This is a genomic window from uncultured Sphaerochaeta sp., from assembly GCF_963676625.2.
In the GTDB taxonomy this organism is placed as follows: Bacteria; Spirochaetota; Spirochaetia; order Sphaerochaetales; family Sphaerochaetaceae; genus Sphaerochaeta.
The window spans coordinates 372780-393051 of the sequence record NZ_CAXXYB010000008.1; the positions used below are offsets into that span (position 1 = coordinate 372780).

18 protein-coding genes are annotated in these 20272 nt (G+C 43.9%); 7 read left to right on the top strand and 11 right to left on the bottom strand.

What is annotated here, in order from left to right; all coding sequences use genetic code 11:
- Nucleotides 1–50: 50 nt before the first annotated feature.
- On the bottom strand, nt 51–1328 hold the full coding sequence (locus tag ACHZBG_RS12370) for an ABC transporter substrate-binding protein (RefSeq protein ID WP_320129766.1): 1278 nt from the start codon (nt 1326–1328) through the stop codon (nt 51–53).
- 171 nt (nt 1329–1499) lie between these two features.
- Here ACHZBG_RS12370 and ACHZBG_RS12375 point away from each other — a divergent pair, with 171 nt between their 5' ends.
- A complete protein-coding gene (locus tag ACHZBG_RS12375; RefSeq protein ID WP_320129767.1) occupies nt 1500–2402 on the top strand; it encodes an amidohydrolase family protein in 903 nt (300 codons plus the stop codon).
- A gap of 99 nt (nt 2403–2501) precedes the next feature.
- On the opposite strand, the gene ACHZBG_RS12380 is transcribed toward ACHZBG_RS12375, so the two are convergent.
- Complete coding sequence (locus ACHZBG_RS12380) at nt 2502–5630, bottom strand: GNAT family N-acetyltransferase (RefSeq protein ID WP_320129768.1); 3129 nt, start codon at nt 5628–5630, stop codon at nt 2502–2504.
- Between the two features lie 58 nt (nt 5631–5688).
- Between ACHZBG_RS12380 and ACHZBG_RS12385 the strand changes: the two genes are divergently transcribed.
- Nucleotides 5689–6237 carry a DUF1295 domain-containing protein gene (locus tag ACHZBG_RS12385; RefSeq protein ID WP_320129769.1) on the top strand — a complete coding sequence of 183 codons (549 nt, stop codon included), beginning with the start codon at nt 5689–5691 and terminating at the stop codon, nt 6235–6237.
- Nucleotides 6230–7255, top strand: coding sequence for an HD domain-containing phosphohydrolase (locus tag ACHZBG_RS12390; RefSeq protein ID WP_320129770.1), 1026 nt, complete (start codon nt 6230–6232; stop codon nt 7253–7255). Before ACHZBG_RS12385 ends, ACHZBG_RS12390 begins: the two co-directional genes overlap by 8 nt.
- 55 nt (nt 7256–7310) lie before the next feature.
- On the opposite strand, the gene ACHZBG_RS12395 is transcribed toward ACHZBG_RS12390, so the two are convergent.
- A complete protein-coding gene (locus tag ACHZBG_RS12395) occupies nt 7311–8180 on the bottom strand; it encodes a hypothetical protein (RefSeq protein ID WP_320129771.1) in 870 nt (289 codons plus the stop codon).
- A 250-nt stretch (nt 8181–8430) separates the two neighbouring features.
- Between ACHZBG_RS12395 and ACHZBG_RS12400 the strand changes: the two genes are divergently transcribed.
- A complete protein-coding gene (locus ACHZBG_RS12400) occupies nt 8431–8913 on the top strand; it encodes a cyclic nucleotide-binding domain-containing protein (RefSeq protein ID WP_320129772.1) in 483 nt (160 codons plus the stop codon).
- 31 nt (nt 8914–8944) lie between these two features.
- On the opposite strand, the gene ACHZBG_RS12405 is transcribed toward ACHZBG_RS12400, so the two are convergent.
- Together ACHZBG_RS12405 and ACHZBG_RS12410 are read right to left on the bottom strand one after the other, a co-directional pair.
- Entirely contained in the window at nt 8945–9751 is an 807-nt protein-coding gene (locus ACHZBG_RS12405; protein ID WP_320129773.1) for a class III extradiol ring-cleavage dioxygenase, read from the bottom strand.
- A gap of 83 nt (nt 9752–9834) precedes the next feature.
- Nucleotides 9835–11049 carry a GGDEF domain-containing protein gene (locus ACHZBG_RS12410; RefSeq protein ID WP_320129774.1) on the bottom strand — a complete coding sequence of 405 codons (1215 nt, stop codon included), beginning with the start codon at nt 11047–11049 and terminating at the stop codon, nt 9835–9837.
- 610 nt (nt 11050–11659) lie between these two features.
- Between ACHZBG_RS12410 and ACHZBG_RS12415 the strand changes: the two genes are divergently transcribed.
- Nucleotides 11660–13078 carry a GGDEF domain-containing protein gene (locus tag ACHZBG_RS12415; RefSeq protein WP_394699398.1) on the top strand — a complete coding sequence of 473 codons (1419 nt, stop codon included), beginning with the start codon at nt 11660–11662 and terminating at the stop codon, nt 13076–13078.
- Between the two features lie 3 nt (nt 13079–13081).
- Here ACHZBG_RS12415 and ACHZBG_RS12420 read toward each other — a convergent pair whose 3' ends face one another.
- On the bottom strand, nt 13082–13447 hold the full coding sequence (locus ACHZBG_RS12420; RefSeq protein WP_320129776.1) for a DUF1801 domain-containing protein: 366 nt from the start codon (nt 13445–13447) through the stop codon (nt 13082–13084).
- A 26-nt stretch (nt 13448–13473) separates the two neighbouring features.
- Entirely contained in the window at nt 13474–14466 is a 993-nt protein-coding gene (locus ACHZBG_RS12425; RefSeq protein ID WP_320129777.1) for an aldo/keto reductase, read from the bottom strand.
- A gap of 73 nt (nt 14467–14539) precedes the next feature.
- On the opposite strand from ACHZBG_RS12425, the gene ACHZBG_RS12430 reads away from it, so the two are divergent.
- On the top strand, nt 14540–15610 hold the full coding sequence (locus ACHZBG_RS12430) for a M20/M25/M40 family metallo-hydrolase (protein WP_320129778.1): 1071 nt from the start codon (nt 14540–14542) through the stop codon (nt 15608–15610).
- A gap of 4 nt (nt 15611–15614) precedes the next feature.
- Nucleotides 15615–16538, top strand: a complete 924-nt coding sequence (locus ACHZBG_RS12435; protein ID WP_320129779.1) for a ketopantoate reductase family protein — start codon at nt 15615–15617, stop codon at nt 16536–16538.
- On the opposite strand, the gene ACHZBG_RS12440 is transcribed toward ACHZBG_RS12435, so the two are convergent.
- The 4 genes from ACHZBG_RS12440 to ACHZBG_RS12455 all read right to left on the bottom strand — a co-directional run bounded on the left by ACHZBG_RS12440 (nt 16516) and on the right by ACHZBG_RS12455 (nt 20150).
- Complete coding sequence (locus ACHZBG_RS12440; protein WP_320129780.1) at nt 16516–17403, bottom strand: 3'-5' exonuclease; 888 nt, start codon at nt 17401–17403, stop codon at nt 16516–16518. The two genes, ACHZBG_RS12435 and ACHZBG_RS12440, sit on opposite strands and share 23 nt — an antisense overlap.
- Nucleotides 17404–17480: 77 nt before the next feature.
- Complete coding sequence (locus ACHZBG_RS12445; protein ID WP_320129781.1) at nt 17481–18770, bottom strand: solute carrier family 23 protein; 1290 nt, start codon at nt 18768–18770, stop codon at nt 17481–17483.
- 167 nt (nt 18771–18937) lie between these two features.
- Complete coding sequence (locus tag ACHZBG_RS12450; RefSeq protein WP_320129782.1) at nt 18938–19117, bottom strand: hypothetical protein; 180 nt, start codon at nt 19115–19117, stop codon at nt 18938–18940.
- A 79-nt stretch (nt 19118–19196) separates the two neighbouring features.
- Nucleotides 19197–20150 (bottom strand): WYL domain-containing protein, encoded by a 954-nt coding sequence (locus ACHZBG_RS12455; protein WP_320129783.1) that lies wholly within the window; start codon nt 20148–20150, stop codon nt 19197–19199.
- Nucleotides 20151–20272 lie beyond the last annotated feature (122 nt).

Consider the following 20272-nt stretch of genomic DNA (forward strand, 5'->3'; position numbering starts at 1 on the left):
ATCCGATCCACAAACCCTTGCAGGTCGGATAGCTATTTGAATACGTTGTTTTATAAGTTGGCCAAGGTAGCGTTGAGATTCTTGATCATTTTCGCGGAAGCCTGATCAGGAGTAAGTTTCCCGAAACCGAATTCATCAATAACATCCTGCATGGCCTGCATTACTTCAGAATTCATTTGCCAAGCACTCTGGGGAAGCCCTGCCTGGGCAATACCTTCGTTGGTAGCCTTTTCGGTTTGCTCGGTAATGAAACCCTTTGAAGCCAAGATTTGTCTGCCATTGGTTGTCGAAGGAATTCCACGGCTAGTTCCCAATACCTCAATGCATTCGGGATCGGCGAAAAGGAAATTGAGCAACTTGAGAGATTCGGCCTTGTTCGAGGAGTTTTCATTCACGACGAAAATTTGTGAAGGTCTCATCAAGACACCACTGTTCTTGGCACCAGCCATGACAGGGAATTGGCGTGTTTCCATATTGGGTCTGGTTCCGATATCTCTGCCCATGGAACTTACCCAATCCCATGCAGTTGCGGTATTCCCGTTGATCCAGTCAGGATTTTCCTGAAATTTCTGATAGAAAAGGGAAGTCTGGGAGAAAGGAGCCACAATACCTGCATCAAACCATTGTTGGAAATAGGTAAAAGCCTGGGTTCCCTGTTCCTGGGTAAAAGCAACCTTCTTGTTGGAGTCCACTACCCCACCAGCTAGCTGGGCGATATAGACTTCGAACCAGAAACGGATGATATCGGGAGTTGCTGAACTGAAATACTTTGAGGAATCTTTCTGATGAACTTTCTTGCCTTCACTGACAATGTTTTCCCAGGTCCATACGGTATTGGGATCAATGCCACTATCGGAAAGCAACTTTGCATCAACAACAAAGGTATTGACGTTGGTTCCGGTAGGAAGGCCCTTCAACTGGCCATTGTACGTGCAATAGTTTTTCAGGAAATCAGCATCGAACTGACTGAGGTCAACCATTGAAGAATCAATAGTAGTGAAAACGTCACCCTTGGAAGAAAGCTCATTGAGCCAAGGTTGGTCAATCTGAATGATATCAGCGGCAGTACCACCGGCAATCTGAGTCACGATCTTCTGATAATACCCATCCCATCCTGAATATTCACCTTCAACAGTCACGCTGGGGTTCTTCTGGTGATACAAGTCCAATGCCTTGAGCGTTGGAGTATGCCTAGAATCGCCGCCCCACCATGACATGCGCAAACTGATAGGACCGGATGTCTTGCCATTTTCCTTTGCGCCAGAAGCAAAAACCATTCCCATCGACATGCTGGCAATGAGAAAGAGAACAATAAAACGCCTTTTCATTTAAAACCTCCAAAATAAATGTTTTCTACGGTCCTTAGTCTGGTGAAGGTTTCCCCTCTTGCACAGCACGATTGTTTTGACAAACAGTATCATTTTTTGATATTTCTGAAAAAAGAACCTCGTTGACAAAGGCCTGATGCACTTATAGCCTTACACCTGAGGAGTTATTGAATGCAAATCATCGATGCACATGCACATGCTTTCTCCCAGCTCTCAGGTTTTGGCGCGGACGGGGAACTTCGTCCGATAGGAAACGGAAAAGCCCGCTGGGCAACCGGAGAAATAATTGACCTTATACCTGAAGGTTCCGGGGATACCACCTTCACCGCCGAGGCATTGCTTGCCCTCATGGATGCCCATCAGGTTGAAAAAGCGGTACTCTTGCAGGGAGGTTTCCTGGGATTTGCCAATGACTATGTCAAGCAGACCATCACCAGGTATCCAAAACGGTTCACAGGGGCAGCAACTTTTGATCCCAACTGCCGCAATGCACAGAAAATACTGGACAACCTACTCTCAAACCTGAATTTCAGGATTTTCAAATTTGAGATGTCCACAGGATGCGGCATCATGGGAAACCATGAGACCTTTGCCCTGGATCGTGCGGACTTGATGGAATTCTACGGACAAATAGCAAGAAAGCAAGGAACTTTGGTCTTTGATCTAGGCAGTCCTGGAGATGGTAGCAATCAACCTCAGGCTATCAAGACTATTGCCAATGCCTTTCCCTCCATGCCAATCGTAATTTGTCACCTCATGTCACCTAGACTCGGACAACTCGTCCAACTTACCGATGGCCTGAAAATCATGAAACGTGAAAATATTTTCTTTGACCTTGCAGCTCTCCACTGGAAAGTCAGACCTGAACAATTTCCTTTTCCAACAGCACAGGCCTATGCCAGGCTTGCTGCGGATATAATTGGAAGCGATCATCTCATGTGGGGTACTGATGCTCCCAGCACACTGTGCAAGGAATCGTATGAACACCTGTTGGAATACTTGCAGCAAGTGTTCACAGCAAAAGAACAGGAACAGGTCTTTTACGAGACAGCAAAGCATCTGTATTTTTCGTAGAAACAAAAAACTTGGATTGAATGCATAAAACAAACCTGAAAGCCTGGAATTATTAATAACCCCAGTCTTTCAGGCTATTGAATCAAGTTCAAGCAAAGACTAGTCTTCGCGTCTTTCCTTTTCATTATTACCATCGTTATCAGTACTCAATATCCTATCCATCTCATCAAGTACGCCTTGGGTGTACTTCCCAAAATCAAACATCGGCCGCAACCTTGCAAACAGGGGCCTTACAAAATGCCTGAGTTGGCTCTTGTCAGTCTCCAAGGTAGATTTCTTCTGCAAAGCCAGGACCAAGACCTCATCAGGGGACTTATAGGTACCGATTTCTTCAAACCCAAATTTCTTGTAGAGCTTGATCGTCTTTGCATCATCTGCAAACACATCAATAACCAAATTGTCAATTCCCATGCTGCGGGCAAGAAGGAAAACCAGGATTATCAAGCCAATGGAGGCTGTGGTATTTCTCATTTCAGGCAGAACGGCCAAACGAAGAATCTCGGAACAATTACGTGAGTGCAATACAGACTCGATATCAAAGTAACGGGAAACAGGAAGTGGCCAGGATTTATCCGAGGTCACCAAGGAAACGGTTCCCACAGGATGCAACCCTTTGAATGCCAATATATGCATGGCTTTTTCATCTGTTTCACTATGAATTGTTTCTCCCAGATACCCTTTTTCCCCAACAAGTACTTTTCTCTGTATAAAGAATACATCATTCATTCCAGATTGGTCATTGACCAAAGAAAAATGGATCCCGTTTCGCCCCTCGTCATTCAATGGAAATATTGTCGTGAATTCTGAGCCCACATGTTCTTCGCTTTTCACTCTGATTCTCCCTCCCATCTTTTCCACAATGCTGTAACAATTTGAAAGACCAAGTCCCGTACCTTTGCCAGGAGCCTTGGTTGAGAAAAAAGGCGTGAATATCTGGTTCAAATTCTTTTCCGGTATACCACAGCCAGTATCTTCCACCTTGACAAAAACAAACCCCTCCTTCTCCATACAAGAAAGAGTGAGGGTACCAATGCCATCCATAGCCTGAATGGCATTTACTATCAGATTCAGGAAAAGCTGTTGCAGCTCTCCTTCATTTGCCTCAATAAGCGTGAGAGCATGATAATTCCGTTTTACGGAAATATTTTGTGAATCAATTCCGCGAGTTGCAAGACGGAGCGAAAATTCCAATATCCTGACAATCTCAACCTGTTGAATCTCTTTGACTTCCTCTTTACGGGAATAAATCGATAATTCCTTGATTACATCCGCGGCTGTCCTGGAATAAGAGAGAATGTCCTCAAGGTATTCACGATGCGGACTATCCTGCTCGACTTCAGAAAGCATAATTTCAGCTGTCCCGGTAATACCGGCAAGAGGATTGTTCAACTCATGAGCTATTCCCGCGGCCAAGGTTCCTATCCCTGCCATCTTTTCCGTTCGCACAAGTTCTTCCTGCAAGTGTTTCTGTTCAGTAATATCATTGATGATTTCAATGAACACGCTCTTGGAATTTTCGGGAACTTTAACATTCTGGTATTGGAAGGAATAGATCTTTTCAGAAACAGTCGACTCAGTTTCCTGTACCGCCCCGGTATGAAGACATTCCAGGGCCTGACAAAAGGAACAGGGTCTGTTTCGACCAAAAAAAGTCCGATAGCATTTAGTGCCAATTATATCATTTCTATTATTCCCGAATAAGGCAACAGCAGCCATGTTTGCTTCCTGAATGGTAAAATCGATATCGGTCAGGCATACAGGGGACGCCATTCCATTGAATATGGCTTCAAGTTTATTATTGCTCATGGTAAGGGCATTGCCCTGGATTTTCAATTGCTCGAAAGAAAGGGCATTTTCCAAGGATAGAGAGGTCTGGGCGGCAAGGATTTCCAGAGCCTCAATTTCGATCTCTGTTATCAAGGATTTTGTATAGTCATATCCAATAATAATGTATCCGGCAATTTTCTTTCTCGATATGAGGGGAATAAGGACATCGGCCAAAGGAAGTTGATCACTTATTTGCAACCGTTGTTCGTCAGGACTGACATTGATGATCGACGAAACATTCTCCCCGATGAATTGGTTAAACTTTTCCTCAACATACGGAGGAAAGGAAAACTCCAGTTCTTCACCAATAAGTATAGAAGTTGGACATTTGCTATTTGCAATCAACTGGAATCGGTTCCTGTCATCCATCGTTTTCACCACAAATACAACCCATTCCGTCTTCATTCCGGTACTCAAGTTTTTTACCACTTCTTCTCCCAACTCCTGGAGATTGACGATAGTTGTCAGTTTTTGGCTAAGATGCTTAATGGTTGTCTGGTAGGGGTGCCGTCTGGGTATAACGATAGTATCCACGATGAACACAAGCAGGTTTCTCGTCGGATGGATGATGATAACGGTAACTATTCCCAGAATAATTGCAAGTTGGGCCACATTTCCAGGAGCAAAGGAACTGTTAAATATCCGAATGAAACTCAAAATAAGATAATAGGAAGTGGAAGCAACAATGGCAAGTACCGTTGAATAGATGATGCTCAGGCCAACACGGGAATAGTTGATAAGTTTATATTTATATATCGTGTAGAACAGTAATAATGCATTGATTGCAGCGGCAAGTATATCAATGGGATATTTTCCCCATCTAGGATAGATATTCATAAAAATACCGGCAAGCATGATTACTACCCCAATGAGAGGCAGAAGAAGATTCTTATGATATTTCTGGAAAGGTTGATATTTGGATCCAAACAACAGGATCACAAGCGTGAGTATGAGATAGGCATAACTCATTGAATAGGCAGACATGGCACCAGGGGCGAGATGATAATAGAACGTACCGTCGGATGAAAAACCTGCCGCCGATACTATATTTCCTGTAAAGTTGAGATACATAAGGGGAATGACCAGCAGATAACTAATATTGGTGAATATACGAATAGGACGGTTATGCAATTCAAGGATATCTATAATGAAGTTCACCAAGGCAAATGGAACCGAAAGCAATCCGATGAGCATGATCTTATTCCAAAACAATGGTGTCATTGCCCCACTGTTAAGATGCATCATCATGGATCCAAAACTCCAAATGGAAACCAATACCATATACAATTGGAAAGACCAATAAAATCTGTCCTTGTTATATTGCAGAAAACCAAAAGCAGCAAGGAAGACATATATTATGAAAGCCATTGCAGGGATGATCACGGAAATATCAATAATCATGAAGAGTCCTTTTTACACTTCCAAATGTATTCAATTTGCACTATTATATAGACAATCTATGGAATTAATCAAACTCTTTTTGCTTGGAGCCATCGGATATTTACTTGCAGGACTCTATGATGTGGCCATACTTCATCAGAAATCCCTTTTGAAGAGGATTTTCTTCATAGGTTTTTTTATTACGGCCGTCCCGTATCCAATTATTTTCCTGACTACGAAATCCCCTCTTTCAACGCTTGCCATAGGTATCTTGCTGTTTCTGATGCTTATCTTTACGCTACTGCTTATATACTCAGTCTTTCTTGAGTTTATCATATCTCCAGATACAACCGGAAAACTTTTTCGCAAGGGAACCTATAGTTTTTCTAGACATCCAGGTTTTATTTGGTATACAGTGATCAACATTTTGATAGCAATCTATTTTTGGAACTATCAAATTGCCTTGCTTTGTCTTGGTTATAGTATATGCAACCTTTTATTAATTATTGTGGAGGATTTGATTTTTTTTCCTAGAATGTTTCCTGAATATGCTGATTATAAAAAAGAAACACCCTTTTTCCTTTCACTGCAGAACCTAACTCATCGGAGAAAAGCTAGAAATGACTAAACATATTGTTACAACAGACGATGATCCTGCAATTCGTAAAATTCTACAGATATTGCTGAGAAAAGAAGGCTACAGAATCACACCCTGCCAAAATGGGAATGAGTTACTGGATATGCTGACACATGAGGCCTCTGATGTCGATCTCATTTTATTGGACATCAAGATGCCCGGACTATCAGGGTTTGAATTGCTGGAAATCATTCAGCATACCTATCCCAGAATACCGGTAATAATGCTTACCGCCTTCAATGATCTCGACACAGGGATGAAAGCCATCAGATTGGGGGCTTCCGACTATCTTGCAAAACCGGTTCCCCGCGAAACCCTGGTCTCCTGTGTAAAGCGAGTAATCATGGAATCAGAATCGAACCAGGAAGCTGATGATGAACGGTCCCAGGATATTGTCCACCAAAAGGAACTTGAAGAAAACCTGCAAACAGCCCTTCTTGCATTGAAAAACACCACCCTAGCCACTCTTGAGGCCTTCTCAGAAACGATAGAGCAAAAGGATGCCTATACAAAGGGTCATTGCAACAGAGTTCGCAATATTGCAGTAGCAATGGGAAAAGCTCTTCATCTTTCTCCAGAAAGCATACAAACTCTTGAAGGAGGAGCTCTCCTTCATGATATCGGGAAAATTGGAATTTCGGAAAAAATACTGAATAAACCTACATCCCTCACCAAAGAAGAGTATGCCATTATCAGGATGCATCCGATATATGGGGAACGGATCGTAAGCCATATTGACTTATTCAAAGCCTATGAACCAATAATCAGGAGCCATCACGAACGCATGGATGGAACAGGATATCCCGATGGACTCAAGGGCGATGATATTCCCATAGAAGTTCGTATCGTAACGCTTGCCGATGCCTTTGATGCCATGACCAGCAGCAGGGCTTATCGTACTGCCTTACCCACCGAAATTGCAGTCGAGGAACTCAAGTTATGTTCAGGTACCCAATTCGATCCCAAATTGGTGAATATCTTCATCGACAAAGAAATTTTTCTCCTCTGAGAAACTAACAAAGGCACCTCTTGCAAGGTGCCTTTGTTTCATATCCAGATTTGGACTAGAATGAATAATTCAACATGAGAGCAACTCTCTTAAAGCGCAAAGCCACTTCATTGATCTGTTTGTTATCATCCTTTTTCATATTGGTAATCTGGGGAATGACCGTAAGATTCAACGAATCCGTGAATGCATAGTTCATTGCCAATCCCAATTGATAGAAGAAGGGGTGATCATTGCCGGAGAACAGATCGAAGGAATATGTATCCAACATGAGGGCCACCAGATTCAGCTTGAGAGGCATTTGGTAACCAAGTACATATTCACCTGTGTAGTTGAAGCCGTTGACCATCGCTCCATTGGTCTCATATTCCCAGGCAATATTGTCCCCGGCGTTCGTATATCCCTGGTAATTCACTTCCTGATAGGTCCTCAGGATAATACTGGTCCAATCCCCGGGAATGACGGCAGCTGTATCGAACTGGAAGGCAGCCCCGACTTTTCCCTCATAATACATACCACCAAGCTGGTCAGTGGACAAGACAGAACCCACAGGCCCTGTTCCCAAGTACAATCCAACTAGGTCCATACCGAGCAAGCTACAGTTCCAACCTGTTCCGACACTTGCCCCGACGTTCAATTCAATGACCGCGATGGGCGTCAATACAGCACTCAGCGATGCTGTTGCAGCAACTGGAGAGATTCCCACTACACCCTTTAACTTGAGATTATTTCCACTGAACAAGGCTCCATCGCCCTGAAGCATATCCATTTTCAGGGTATAACCAGCTTCAAGCTTGGCCTCGAGAGTAGGACCGGCAGTAATGAACTTCACATTTCCCGAAGAAGTATTCTCCGCAAAAACGCTTAGGGAAACCAAGGCCACCAGGATGAACATCGCAATGGACTTTCGCAACAGAGTTTTATTCACAACAAATTCCTCCGATTTCTTTCTTTGATCGTTTCAATCATATCATGCTAAAAAGGTTTTAGATATGAAAAATCCATGGATAATTATCATGAGAAGATAAAACCCAAGTATTTTTGGTCCTCCTGATTGTACAAGTTTCTGTCCATAATCAGTTAGGTCAAAAAGGAAATCCAAGAAAATCACATGAATTCCAGCCATTCTGGAGAATAGCAATACTTGCGCTTTGCAATGCCGTGGGGTACCATTACCTATGAATGAATGTACAGCAACCAATGCGTTCCTTGGAAAGCATAGCATGTTTGGGGGTTTGACCGATGAAGAACTGGAGGTCATCCATAGCCTGCTTGATGAAAAACAGTATGCAAAGGGAACGTTTATTTTAAAACAAGGCGAACCGAACAACAGCGTCTATTTTATACTGAAAGGTGTTGTATCCATACGAAAGCATTGTCCTGACGCATTGAAACAGGAAAGGGAGATAACGCAACTCCATATAGGGGATTCGTTCGGGGAAATGGAACTGATAGATATTCAAAACTGTGCAGCCTCAGTCCTATGCCTGGAAAATACCACCGTAACAACCCTCAGCAACAAGGACCTCCACGCACTTTCGAAATCACATCTCATGACCTATACCATGATCATACTGAACCTGGCGAGGGAAATAAGCCGCCGTTTGCGGGCAACCGACAACTTATTGGCCCTCGTACATACCAAGGCTACCAAAAAATAACCAACCTATCGCCCCTTCGGCAGGGTTTTGCTCAAGTCCACAAGAAAGCCAGGCTACGTTTACCAAGAATATAGTCATCGAACACGACCTTTCCTTCTTTTTGTCCCATGGCGACGCAAGATAGCAGGGGAAGCAGATGTTCCTCCCGAGGATGACAGTACCGGGCAGAGGGCGCTTGCTCCCAATCAAGGAGGAAATTCTCACGTTCCTGCTCGGTATAGGGTCCGGTACACACCTCCTTCAACCAATTCTGAAATGCTTCATTCCTGCTGTCTTGTTTTTTGTCAGCATCATAAGAAAAGGCTGCCATGTTATGAAAAGAAAATCCGGAACCTATCACCAGCACATTCTGTTCCATAAGAGGAGCCAAGGCCTTTCCCAGTTCAAGATGCTCTTTGGCATTCAGTCCTCTGACAAGGGATAGCTGGGTGGTAGGAATATCAGCTTCAGGATACATCAACATCAAGGGAATGAAGACTCCATGATCGAAACCTCTTAGTGTATCGGAAGCGGTGGGAATATTTGCAGCTTGCAATAAAGTCTCTAATGTATGAGCCAGGGCAGGATTCCCTGGAGCCGGATACGTAACAGTGTAGGTTTCTGCAGGGAACCCATAGTAATCATAGAACATCGGAGGGTTTGGTGAACTCAGGACAGTGGCTACCGGCTCCTCCCAGTGTGCACTGATAACCACAATTGCCTCAGGTTTATGCAAAGAGACCGGAAGTCCCTTGAGAAAGGCAATCATTGCCTTATGACTGGCATCGCCAAGGAGCGGCAAAGGCCCACCCCCATGAGAAAAATAAAGAATTTGCCCTTTTGGGGTAGTTTCTGACATCCAAAACCTCCTCGTATATACCTTTATGGCAACACAAATGCAAATATACTGTTTACTGCAAAAAAAACAAGCTGATACTATTTTCAGGCAACGCCAGATACCGAGCAGTTTCTCCCCTGCGCCTTTGCACGATAGAGAAGTACGTCAACTTGTTGCAAGACTTCAAGATCGGTAACTACTTGAGAGTTTTCAAGAGTAAAAACACCAAAGCTTGCACTGACAAAGGGAATGGAAGGATTCCCTTCATGAGGAATCTGCAATGCAATGATTCCTTGACGAATTCGCTCAGCAGTTTCCAAGGCCTTTGCAGGTGGACAATTCGAAAGCAACAGAAAAAATTCCTCTCCCCCATACCGAAACAAGGAATTCTTATCCATATCCAGGGATTCCAAAAGCTGGGAACTCATCATCTTCAAGCAATCATCTCCCTGTACATGTCCATACAGATCATTGTATTCCTTGAAATGATCCAGATCAAAGAGAATCAAGGATAACGGAGTATGATTAATTCTTGCACTCTCCAATTCTTCTTGGAGCCTGCGATCTAGCATACGCCTGTTTTGCAGTCCTGTAAGTCCATCGGAAGATGCAAGAATTGCAAGTTGCTTATTGATTTTCTCAAGCTCCAGCTGTTGTTTTTCGATATAATCCTGTTGACTCTTGCTTTTTACGGCAGTCCTCCAAAACAAGGAAGAAAGGAACCCTCCGATAATCGCCATGGTAAGGGCATTTATCCTATTCGAAAGGATAATGGCAGAATCCTGCTGATAAATTCCTATGGAGAAAAAGAAAACCATATAGGCCAGGAAAAATATGCAAAATGCAACAATAGGTCGCAGTTTAAACAGGAGGGCTACAATGATGCAAACAACCAAAAAAGGACTGATGCTCGCCGTTACATTCTGGTCGATGACCGTCAGGGCAATGCCTCCGATAAAGGCAACCGAAATTGTCATTACCTGCAAGACAATCTCATAGACTGTTCTTTGCCCTGTCCTGGTTTTTGCCTGAAAAAGACTGAGAACAAAAAGGATAAGCAGAATAGAGGTAAGCGTAAAATGGGTAAATTCGATGCCTATACGCCAGGATTCTCTGCCAAGAGTATCAATCTTTGAAAAGAAATGAAAAATCAAGAAATAAAGAAACGTGATGAGAAATCCTAGAAAGGTCTCCAAATAGAGTTTCTCGAAATTCGAATCATTGATGGAGTCGAGAACACTTTTATCCAAAGGTTCCAACCCCAATTGTTTCACCAGTCGTGAACCTATTTGTTTCCTGATATTTTTTACTCTATTCATACATACTCCCTAGGGTAAATCAGTCGGATACACAATGACTATATGAAGGCTTTCTGCTATTGTCCAGAAAAAGCAAAGCCTCAATCCAAAAGATTCTTGAATCAGTATACCTGTATCTGAAACAGTAATCCAGAAATACCTTTTTCCAATTCAAGTTCTTTTCTCTCCTCTTTTATATGGATAAAATACAAATTGCCATGATATAGTATCTTATGAGCCTACGGAAATCAGACAATTCCAGTATTACACATACGAAAAATAATTACCTAGAGACAGTAGAGGAAAGTATGTTTGTTTTCATTACTACTTCTATCAGTATAATTGATGTGCTGTTGTCCAGGATTCTGATTAGAAACATCTCTGCCCATATTGATGAAATTGTAGTTTATCCCTATGCAAAGCAAGAAAACCAGAAGGAATATATAAGTACAAGAATTACAAATAATTCATTTTCTGGACTCTCGCACTTTTTTCTCTTAGAAAATATATATTTACAAGGAATGAGACAGTGAGTTCTTTCTCCCAAACAAACCTGAGGAATCAATTTTTTCTCGCTTTCATGATTCCTTCCGTTCTGTGTTTAATTCTGGTAGTATCTGTCAGTTTCAGCATGATCAACCAAAGGAATGCAGAGTTGGAAGGTGTTGAAACCAGAATTCAACTTCAGGCAAATTTAATGGTCGAAAGAATTTCGGGAGAGCTCAGCTCTTTGAAATCGGGACTTTCCTTGGTACGGGAACACGCCAGTTTTCTCGATTTGCATAAAGAGTCCGATATCCAGGAGTTGATAACCTTTACCCGCACTCAAGTATGTCCCCATAATGACTTGGAAGGTTTCTTCATAGTATCTGCAGATGGTTCTCAATTATTCTCCAGTTATCATGCCAATGACAGGATAGAAAATGAGACACGAAGGCAGATTACCGAGATGCATCTCACTGAGGAAAATCCCTTTTCCCTATTTTCTTTTTTCAGTAATGGAAGTTGGCATCTCTTGCTCAGCCAGTCATTATTTGACAAATCAGGAAAGCTTGATGCAATAGTCAGTCTTGTCACGGAAACCGAATCCTTTCTTGATTTGCTCTCCTGTGAAGTGGTTCCTGGATTCAAAACAGCGATTATCTTCAATACTTTGGGAGAAACAATGGCTGAAAAGAATGCCAAAGCTTCCTTGAATTCAGATAAATATCATACCCCAAGGACGATTCAGGATATTCCTTCCTTTGCCAATTCAGGAATCCTGGACCTTGAGGAAACCTCTATCAACAAATCGACCAAAGCCATGCAATATAAGGGAAGTTACTTGATTCTTGCCAAATTTGATCAATTTCCGTTTACCCTGGGCTGTGAAGTATCTGAGGCTCAGGCAATGTTCTCCTATGACAGGACCCTGTCAATCAGCATGTCCATCCTTATTATTTTCATCATCATTGCCCTGGTTGTAATAATCATATTGAGCAGACAGATACTTGAAAAAGAGCAATTTCAGCAAAGAATGATGGAGGAACTTTCCTCAAAGGTAAAACAAAGAACTGCTGAATTGGAACTATTAAGCACAAAAGACAGTCTCACTGGCCTTGCAAACAGAAGAAAAATTGATTCCCTAATCTCAGAACAGGTACAAATTCATGGAAACACTGCCGGGACGTACTCAATTCTTATTATCGATATTGATTATTTCAAGATAGTTAACGATACCTTCGGACATCAAACCGGCGACGAGGTCCTGCTGCATACAGTAAAGATCCTGACAGGAATACTCGGGGAAAAGAACACGCTTGCCAGATGGGGCGGAGATGAATTCCTGGCATTGCTTCCTTCCGCTACCAAAGAGAACGCCCTCTCAATCGCCGAGAAACTGCTGCAAAGCGTATATGCCACCCCATTTTCACCCAAAGTGAGAAATACGTTGAGCATAGGAATAGCCGAAAACATCCCCGGGGAATCAAGTTCGAATCTTATCAAACGGGCTGACACCGCACTATATCTAGCGAAAACCTCAGGACGAAACAAAGCTATTTGCGGGTAATCCTTATTTACGTAAACTCTTTTCACTATTCTCCGCAAGACGAAACCTAATCAATTTCTTGATGAGTTCAAGGGGAAGCTCCTTATCAAAAGGGAATTGGACAGCTCCTTTGGAGGTAGAAAATCCCGCCAACTCGCTTGAGAACGCTTCGATACCACTTGGCAAGGGATAAAACCCAATATGCTTTTTGAATCCTGCAAAGAATACAAGATTCCCCCTATACCTGAAGGTAGGCATTCCCCAACTGATGGTTTCCACCACTTCAGGAACTTCCTCATGAATGATTGCGCGCAACTGCTTTAAGCGAATCTGGACTTCCTGAGGGAAGGTCGAAATATACGAATCTACGCGTCCATCAAAGGCATCCATGGATTTCGCTCTCCCCCTTCCCTCTTCTATTCCGATAAAACATCAATGGCCCCAAGCTCTTCTTTGGAAAATGTTCCTTCATAGGCAACTGCCTTCAGATTATCTTCCAACTGGGCAACAGAGCTCGCCCCGATCAAGACCGAGGTAACCCGAGAATCCTTGAGTAACCAGGAAATTGACATCTCTGAGAGTGTCTGGCCTCTTTGTTGGGCAATTGAATTGAGTTTATTCAGCTTTTCAACCAAATCCGGGGTAATTTTTTCAGCCTTGAGAAAACGATTCTGGCTTGCCCTGGACCCCGGAGGAACGACACCATCAAGATATCTGCCCGTCAAGAGACCCTGGGCAAGAGGTGAAAAGCAAATCATCCCTATCTGGCCATCCATTGCATCAAGCAGATGGTCCTCTTCGGTCCAACGATCCAAAATGGAATATCGCACCTGGTTGAGAATACAGGGACATCCAAGTCCGTCGAGTATTTTCTTCGCCCTCAAGGCATCAGCCGCATGATAATTGCTTATGCCCACATACAGTGCCTTTCCTTGATGCACCAATTGAGCCAAGGATCCCATCGTCTCTTCAAGCGGAGTCTTGGGATCAGGGCGATGATGATAGAATATATCCACATATTCAAGGCCCAATCGTTTCAGGCTCTGGTCACAACTTGAAAGAATATACTTACGGGAACCAAAATCACCATAGGGACCCGGCCACATCTCATACCCAGCCTTGGAAGAAATAATCATTTCATCGCGATATGCCGATAATTGCTGTTTCAGGATATTCCCGAAACGCTTTTCAGCACTACCCGGCTCCGGCCCATAATTATTTGCAAGGTCAAAATGGGTGATTCCCCGGTCAAAGGCCCTACAGATGATATCGGTAGTCACAGTTTCCTGTGCATCGGTTCCAAAATTATGCCAAAGTCCCAAGGAAAGTTCAGGCAATTGCAACCCACTATGTCCGGCATAACGATATTTCATCGCATCATATCTATTTTTTTCTGGTGTATGGCTCATGGATATATAATACACCACCATATGTCAACTTCAAAGCTTTTCTCCTTTCCTTTCTCTATGCTATACTGCCGCAATGAATTCCGTAGCAAAAACATTCCTGGAATTGGTTGCGATCAATTCGGTTTCAAGACATGAAGAGGCAATTGGCAAGAATCTATTCGAGCGTTTGCAAAAACTGGGACTTTCCACCGAACAAGACGAAGCAGGAAATCTCTTTGCCTATCTTGCAGGCGAGGGTGAAACCATTATGCTCAACGCTCACATGGATACGGTTCCCCCTGCTGAAAATGCCAAAGTCATTGTTTCGCAAGGCATTATCAAGACAGATAATACCACGGCCCTGGGAGCCGATGACAAAGCAGCCCTGGCTGCGATTCTGACAGTGCTTGAGAGAATCAGGGAGAACGACATCGCTCATCCAAACTTGCTGATCGTATGTACGGTAAGCGAGGAGATCAGTCTGGTAGGGGCTTCCCAAATCGATATGGACAAGCTTTCCAAGGTAACCTATGGCTATACGTTCGATGCCTCGGGACCCTTGGGAACTTGCATCACAGCAGGCCCGGGCCATGATAAAATTCAGGCAACCTTCAAGGGAAAGGCCTCCCATGCAGGTTTCTCGCCAGAATTGGGGATCAGTGCAATCCAGATGGGAGCAGAAGCCATAGCTTGCATGCACCTGCTGAAGATTGATAGCGAAACCACTGCAAACGTAGGATCCTTTCTCGCCCCAGGTTGCACCAATATCGTAAATGACACAGCTTATCTAGCTTTTGAAGCGAGAAGCCTGAATGCACAGAAACTTGAACAGCAGACGAATCATATGATTTCTTGCTTGCAAAAGGCAGCAGATACCTATGGAGGAACCGTAGATATCCAACTCGACCATATGTACGGCAGTTATTCAGTCCCAACCGATGCCCCGGTCTTTCAATACCTGCGGGATACCATCAAGAAAATTGGATTGCCCTACAGGGAACAACCTACCCTCGGGGGTAGCGATGCAAATATTTTCAATCAAAAGGGACTTCCCACAGTTGTTTGTTCCATAGGATATAAAAATCCCCATACCCTGTATGAGGAAATCTCACTTGAAGACTTGGATAAGTTGGAACAACTTGTCTTTGGATTGGCAACGAGGTAGACACATGAAAACAGTAACTATCATAGGTTCTGGAGCGGTAGGGGCATTGTATGGCTGGAGATTGGCCCAGGCCTTAGGTAACGAGAATGTCTGTTTTCTCGCAGAGGGAGAACGGAGGGAACGCTACCTACAAAATGGGTTTGTAATCAACGGAAAACAGCTGTTTTTCAACATAGTGAAACCCGAGGATGCAACTCCAACCGATTTGGTACTCATAGCCACGAAGAATCATCAACTCAAGGAAGCCCTCGAGGCAATCAAGAAGGCAGTGGGAGAGAATACTTCCATCATCAGCCTCCTTAACGGGACCCAAAGCGAAGTCTTGCTCACAGAAGCCTATGGCTCAGATAGGGTCTTGTACGGTTTCGCCGTAGGTCTTAGTTCCAGACATGAGAAGAATCATATAGATTTTACCGAGGAAGGGAAAATTGTCTTCGGGGAGAAGGATAACAAGAGAAGCCATCAGGTTCAGGAAATTGAGCAACTTTTTACCCTAGCTCATATACAATATCTAGTTCCCCAGGATATCCAGGTCGAACTCTGGAAAAAATTCATGCTCAATACAGCCTTCAATACCCTTTCTTCCATTTGTCTGGCCACCTATGGGGATTTCAAGGCAGAGAGTCTCAAGACTTTGGCCTGGAAGACCAGCAAGGAGGTCCAGACAGTTGCAAAGGCCGAAGGAATTCTTTTGACCGATGAGATGATCGAAACAAACTACAAGACAATCCTATCACTGGGATCCGAGGGAAAAACCTCGATGTTTCAGGATATGGAAGCCGGAAGAAAAACAGAGAACCAGTGGTTCTGTGGTACGGTCTCCCAACTTGGCTTGAAGCACGATATACCTACTCCGGTATGCGACACCCTGTCCCTATTGGTCGAGGGTTGCGAACAAGCTCGTTTCAGGCATCTTGCAGTTCAGTAACGGCATTTTCCCTGGCCTGTAGGAGTAAATTCACCAATTCTTGTTTGCTGGACATGCCACTCCGATAACAAAAAGGTTGGAACCCCTGGGCGTCGGAGGGAACATTCTTGGCCAAGTCCAGCAAGATATGTTTGTCCAGTATCCGTACGGCAGGAACATTGTATTTTCGTGCAAGGGTATCCCGTACAATAAAAAAATGTTTGAGGTAGATTTTTTCTTCCTTACCAAGAAACTTCCAGCTGGCAAACTTGGTCCAACCTGGTTTATCAGGCCCTTTTGGCTTGGCAATGGTCTTCATGGTTACGGCAACCTGCACTGCAAGGCCCTTTTCCTCGATGGCAGTCTGCAGGATTTCCTTCAAGGCAAACAGATGGGCTACATCTGAAAGGGCATATTGGACCTGATCGTCTTTCAACGGTCGGGACAGCCAATTGGTCATTTGGTTTTTCTTTTTGCTACCAGTGGGTTTTTCCTCTTGTTCCCCAAGATATTTTTCCACCAAACCGGACAGATTCCCTGTATAGCCGATGGCCAAGGCAGGAACCCTGATATCATAGATATTTTCCAGAAAAATCCCGAATTCCTTGCGCACCAGAGCAGAATCACTGGCACAGTCAAACATGATTTTCTCGATTTCGGAATCTTCGAGGAAAGCTTTCAGGGAAGGCGGGGATACCTTGAAGGGGTCAATCAAATAAAAAGAAGACCCATCATAGAGCTGGATAAGGCACAAATGCTCTCCATAGATATGAAGGTTGAATTCTCCCTCAAAGTCCATGGCCAGAACCTTGATCCCCTGTTGTTTCCACTGTGCTACCATTACACTGAGCTGTGAATCCGAGTTAATTACCAAATAGGTGTACATACGTTTTATCGTAACAGAATTAAAGGCCTTTGCAAACAGAAGGCCCCAAAAGGGGCCTCTGTATAAGATCTTTTTACTTAGTTCTTAGCCTTTTCGCTAGGTATGCAAAGATTGAGAAAGATTCCCACGATCGTAGCCAAGGCAACTCCACCAAGAGAGAATTCCATATTATCTCCCATTGCAAAGTCGATGACACCACCACCGATACCAATGACCAGGATGACACTGCTAATGGTAAGATTCCTCTTATCCTCATAATCGACACCACTATCGACAAGAGTCCTCAGGCCACTGGAAGCAATGGTACCAAAGAGCAACATGGAAATTCCTCCCAAGACAGGATTCGGGATAGTTTGTATCAAAGCCCCGAACTTGGGGAAGAAGGAAAGCAATACGGCAAAGACTGCAGCGCCTCCGGTCACCCATACGCTATATACCCTGGTCAGGGCCAGGACTCCGATGTTTTCACCATACGTGGTATTGGGTGGACCTCCCCAGAAAGAAGCCCAAAGTGTTGCAAGACCATCACCGGCAAGAGTCCTGTGAAGACCTGGGTCTTCGTAGAAGTTCTTTCCGACAACCTTGGATATGGTCAGGGTATCGCCAAGATGCTCACAAATGGTTGCCAAGGAGACAATGATAAAGGTCAGCATAGGGACAATATTGAATTTGGGGAAGGCAAAGGTGGGCAATCCAAACCAGAGGGCTTCCCTGACACCGTCAAAATGTATAAGCGCATAGGCCGGAAACAAGATCCCCATGAACAAGGCAAAGAAATATCCGGACAACAAGCCGATCAGAAGAGGAATGATGCTGAAAAATCCCTTGAAGAAAATATTTGCCACGATGGTGATGGCCAAGGTTACCGAAGCAATCATCAAGAGGAACAAGCTGTAGTTTCCCTGGGCATCATTCATTGCCATGCTCATGGCCGTAGGAGCCAGATTCAATCCGATGACGATAATCACGGAGCCTATCACGACAGGAGGAAGAACCTTGCCAAGCCAATTGTATCCTGATTTCTTGATAATCCAGGCAACAATACAGTAGAAAATACCTGAAGCAAAAGCTCCTCCCATGGCATACGGAAGTCCATATACACTGGAAACTCCTATAAGGGCAGGAATGAAGGCGAAGGAAGATCCTAAAAAGGCCGGTACTTTTGCCTGGGTAATCAGTATATACAGCAAAGTTCCCGTTCCCGCGGTAAACAGAGCAGTACTGGGACTCAAACCAGTGAGGATCGGAACCAAAATGGTTGCACCAAACATGGCGAATACATGCTGGATACTCAAGGGAATCCACTGACCGAGAGGCGGTTTATCCGCAGGTCCATACAACTGTCTGGAGGATGGCGTATTGTCCATGGGCAAGCTCCTTGTGACTGCACAAAAGAATACCCATACGGTATATGTGCAGCGGGGCGATAGGATGTGGACTTTCTAGGAAGTCTATCCATCCTATCCAGAAAACCCCTGAAAGGGGAAGAGCATGCCTGTATATTTATGCAAAAAAATGAAAAATACGCTAAAAATCATCTCTTCATCAAGGGGGAGAAAGCACCAAATACAACGAGAATCGGGGAAAAGACCAGGGCAAGCACCCCCAGGGCAACCATGCAAAGGACAGAATCAGTCATCCGTCCAAACCAATCTGGATAGTGAGCTTCTTCCTTTCCCAAAGATTTTTCATACTCATACAATTTTTCGTCCATGCGTAAGTCCTCCTTCCTTCTGTATCCCCAGGATACCTTGTCGGGTATGACAAGAAATGTCATACCAAGAAAAAAAGTTTTACTGGCTAGGTATCAAAGAAGCCATCCGCAATACATTATCGTTCCATCGTTCGACGAATTCCGGTGGTGCAACAGGTCTGGCAGAACAACCAAAGGAAAGTACCTTGGACAAGATTTCCTGCATATTGGCAACAGGAACCGTAACTTCAAGAATCTCCTGTCCATCCTGTTGCAGGTGAACTACCTTCTGGTTTTTATGCCAAGTCTGGGTACTTACCGTATGAACTGCATTACCGAGTATCTGGAAGGTCACGTCAATGATCTCATTGCCCATAAAGATACCATATCCTCCATGGATGAAAGCATCCAGTTCGGTATCGGGATAGGAGGAATGGAAATAGTCCCCGACTATTGGATGGATATTCAAAATCCTGGATAGATGGAATATCCTCAGGGCCTTGTGCTTCTTGTCAAACGCAAGCAAATACCAACGTCCACTATAATTTACCAACCGCAAGGGTTCAATGTGCCTGACCGTGGTTTCACCCCGTCCATTCTGATAATGCATGGTCATACGTTCGTTTTGCTTCATGGCAGAACAAATTTCGTTGAAAACCGCGTAATCAGGCCAATCCTGGATCGGGGTGATAAAGACAATCTTATCCATCAAGGATTTGTAATCCTGGTCCAGACCACTGTCGAGTCCCTGGGTCACCATTTCCGTTACCACGGACATGATTCCTTGCGATTCTGCCAGACTCTTGAATATTGCATTCAATACCAACATTCGTTCATTGGTATTGGTCACCATGGAGAATTCACCAGTATAAATATACCCTTTTTGCTTGGAATCATATGCAAGGGGAGCTGCAAGATTATCCCGTAGATAATCAAAATCTCGCATTACCTGGCGGTTTGAGATCTCAAACTTCTCAACTACTTGCCGGGTCGTTACTTTCCCCTCTTCAATAATTGTCTTGTTGATATAAAAGAATCGTTCCAGTTGGCTCATGATAGGAGTATAAAGCGTATTCGCACAGAAGACAGCAGAGATGCTGGGCCAATTTGGGAAAATGCAACTTTTTTATTGCATCTTCCCTGGTTTGGTTAAATCCCTGCACAAAACTGGTAGCA

Coding starts and splice junctions, on each gene's coding strand:
- ACHZBG_RS12405 (WP_320129773.1), bottom strand. CDS start 9,751: ATGTCAGAAACTACCCCAAAAGGGCAAATTCTTTATTTTTCTCATGGG.
- ACHZBG_RS12370 (WP_320129766.1), bottom strand. CDS start 1,328: ATGAAAAGGCGTTTTATTGTTCTCTTTCTCATTGCCAGCATGTCGATG.
- ACHZBG_RS12400 (WP_320129772.1), top strand. CDS start 8,431: ATGAATGAATGTACAGCAACCAATGCGTTCCTTGGAAAGCATAGCATG.
- ACHZBG_RS12445 (WP_320129781.1), bottom strand. CDS start 18,770: ATGGACAATACGCCATCCTCCAGACAGTTGTATGGACCTGCGGATAAA.
- ACHZBG_RS12375 (WP_320129767.1), top strand. CDS start 1,500: ATGCAAATCATCGATGCACATGCACATGCTTTCTCCCAGCTCTCAGGT.
- ACHZBG_RS12380 (WP_320129768.1), bottom strand. CDS start 5,630: ATGATTATTGATATTTCCGTGATCATCCCTGCAATGGCTTTCATAATA.
- ACHZBG_RS12440 (WP_320129780.1), bottom strand. CDS start 17,403: ATGTACACCTATTTGGTAATTAACTCGGATTCACAGCTCAGTGTAATG.
- ACHZBG_RS12415 (WP_394699398.1), top strand. CDS start 11,660: ATGATCAACCAAAGGAATGCAGAGTTGGAAGGTGTTGAAACCAGAATT.
- ACHZBG_RS12450 (WP_320129782.1), bottom strand. CDS start 19,117: ATGGACGAAAAATTGTATGAGTATGAAAAATCTTTGGGAAAGGAAGAA.
- ACHZBG_RS12455 (WP_320129783.1), bottom strand. CDS start 20,150: ATGAGCCAACTGGAACGATTCTTTTATATCAACAAGACAATTATTGAA.
- ACHZBG_RS12390 (WP_320129770.1), top strand. CDS start 6,230: ATGACTAAACATATTGTTACAACAGACGATGATCCTGCAATTCGTAAA.
- ACHZBG_RS12430 (WP_320129778.1), top strand. CDS start 14,540: ATGAATTCCGTAGCAAAAACATTCCTGGAATTGGTTGCGATCAATTCG.
- ACHZBG_RS12385 (WP_320129769.1), top strand. CDS start 5,689: ATGGAATTAATCAAACTCTTTTTGCTTGGAGCCATCGGATATTTACTT.
- ACHZBG_RS12425 (WP_320129777.1), bottom strand. CDS start 14,466: ATGAGCCATACACCAGAAAAAAATAGATATGATGCGATGAAATATCGT.
- ACHZBG_RS12435 (WP_320129779.1), top strand. CDS start 15,615: ATGAAAACAGTAACTATCATAGGTTCTGGAGCGGTAGGGGCATTGTAT.
- ACHZBG_RS12410 (WP_320129774.1), bottom strand. CDS start 11,049: ATGAATAGAGTAAAAAATATCAGGAAACAAATAGGTTCACGACTGGTG.
- ACHZBG_RS12420 (WP_320129776.1), bottom strand. CDS start 13,447: ATGGATGCCTTTGATGGACGCGTAGATTCGTATATTTCGACCTTCCCT.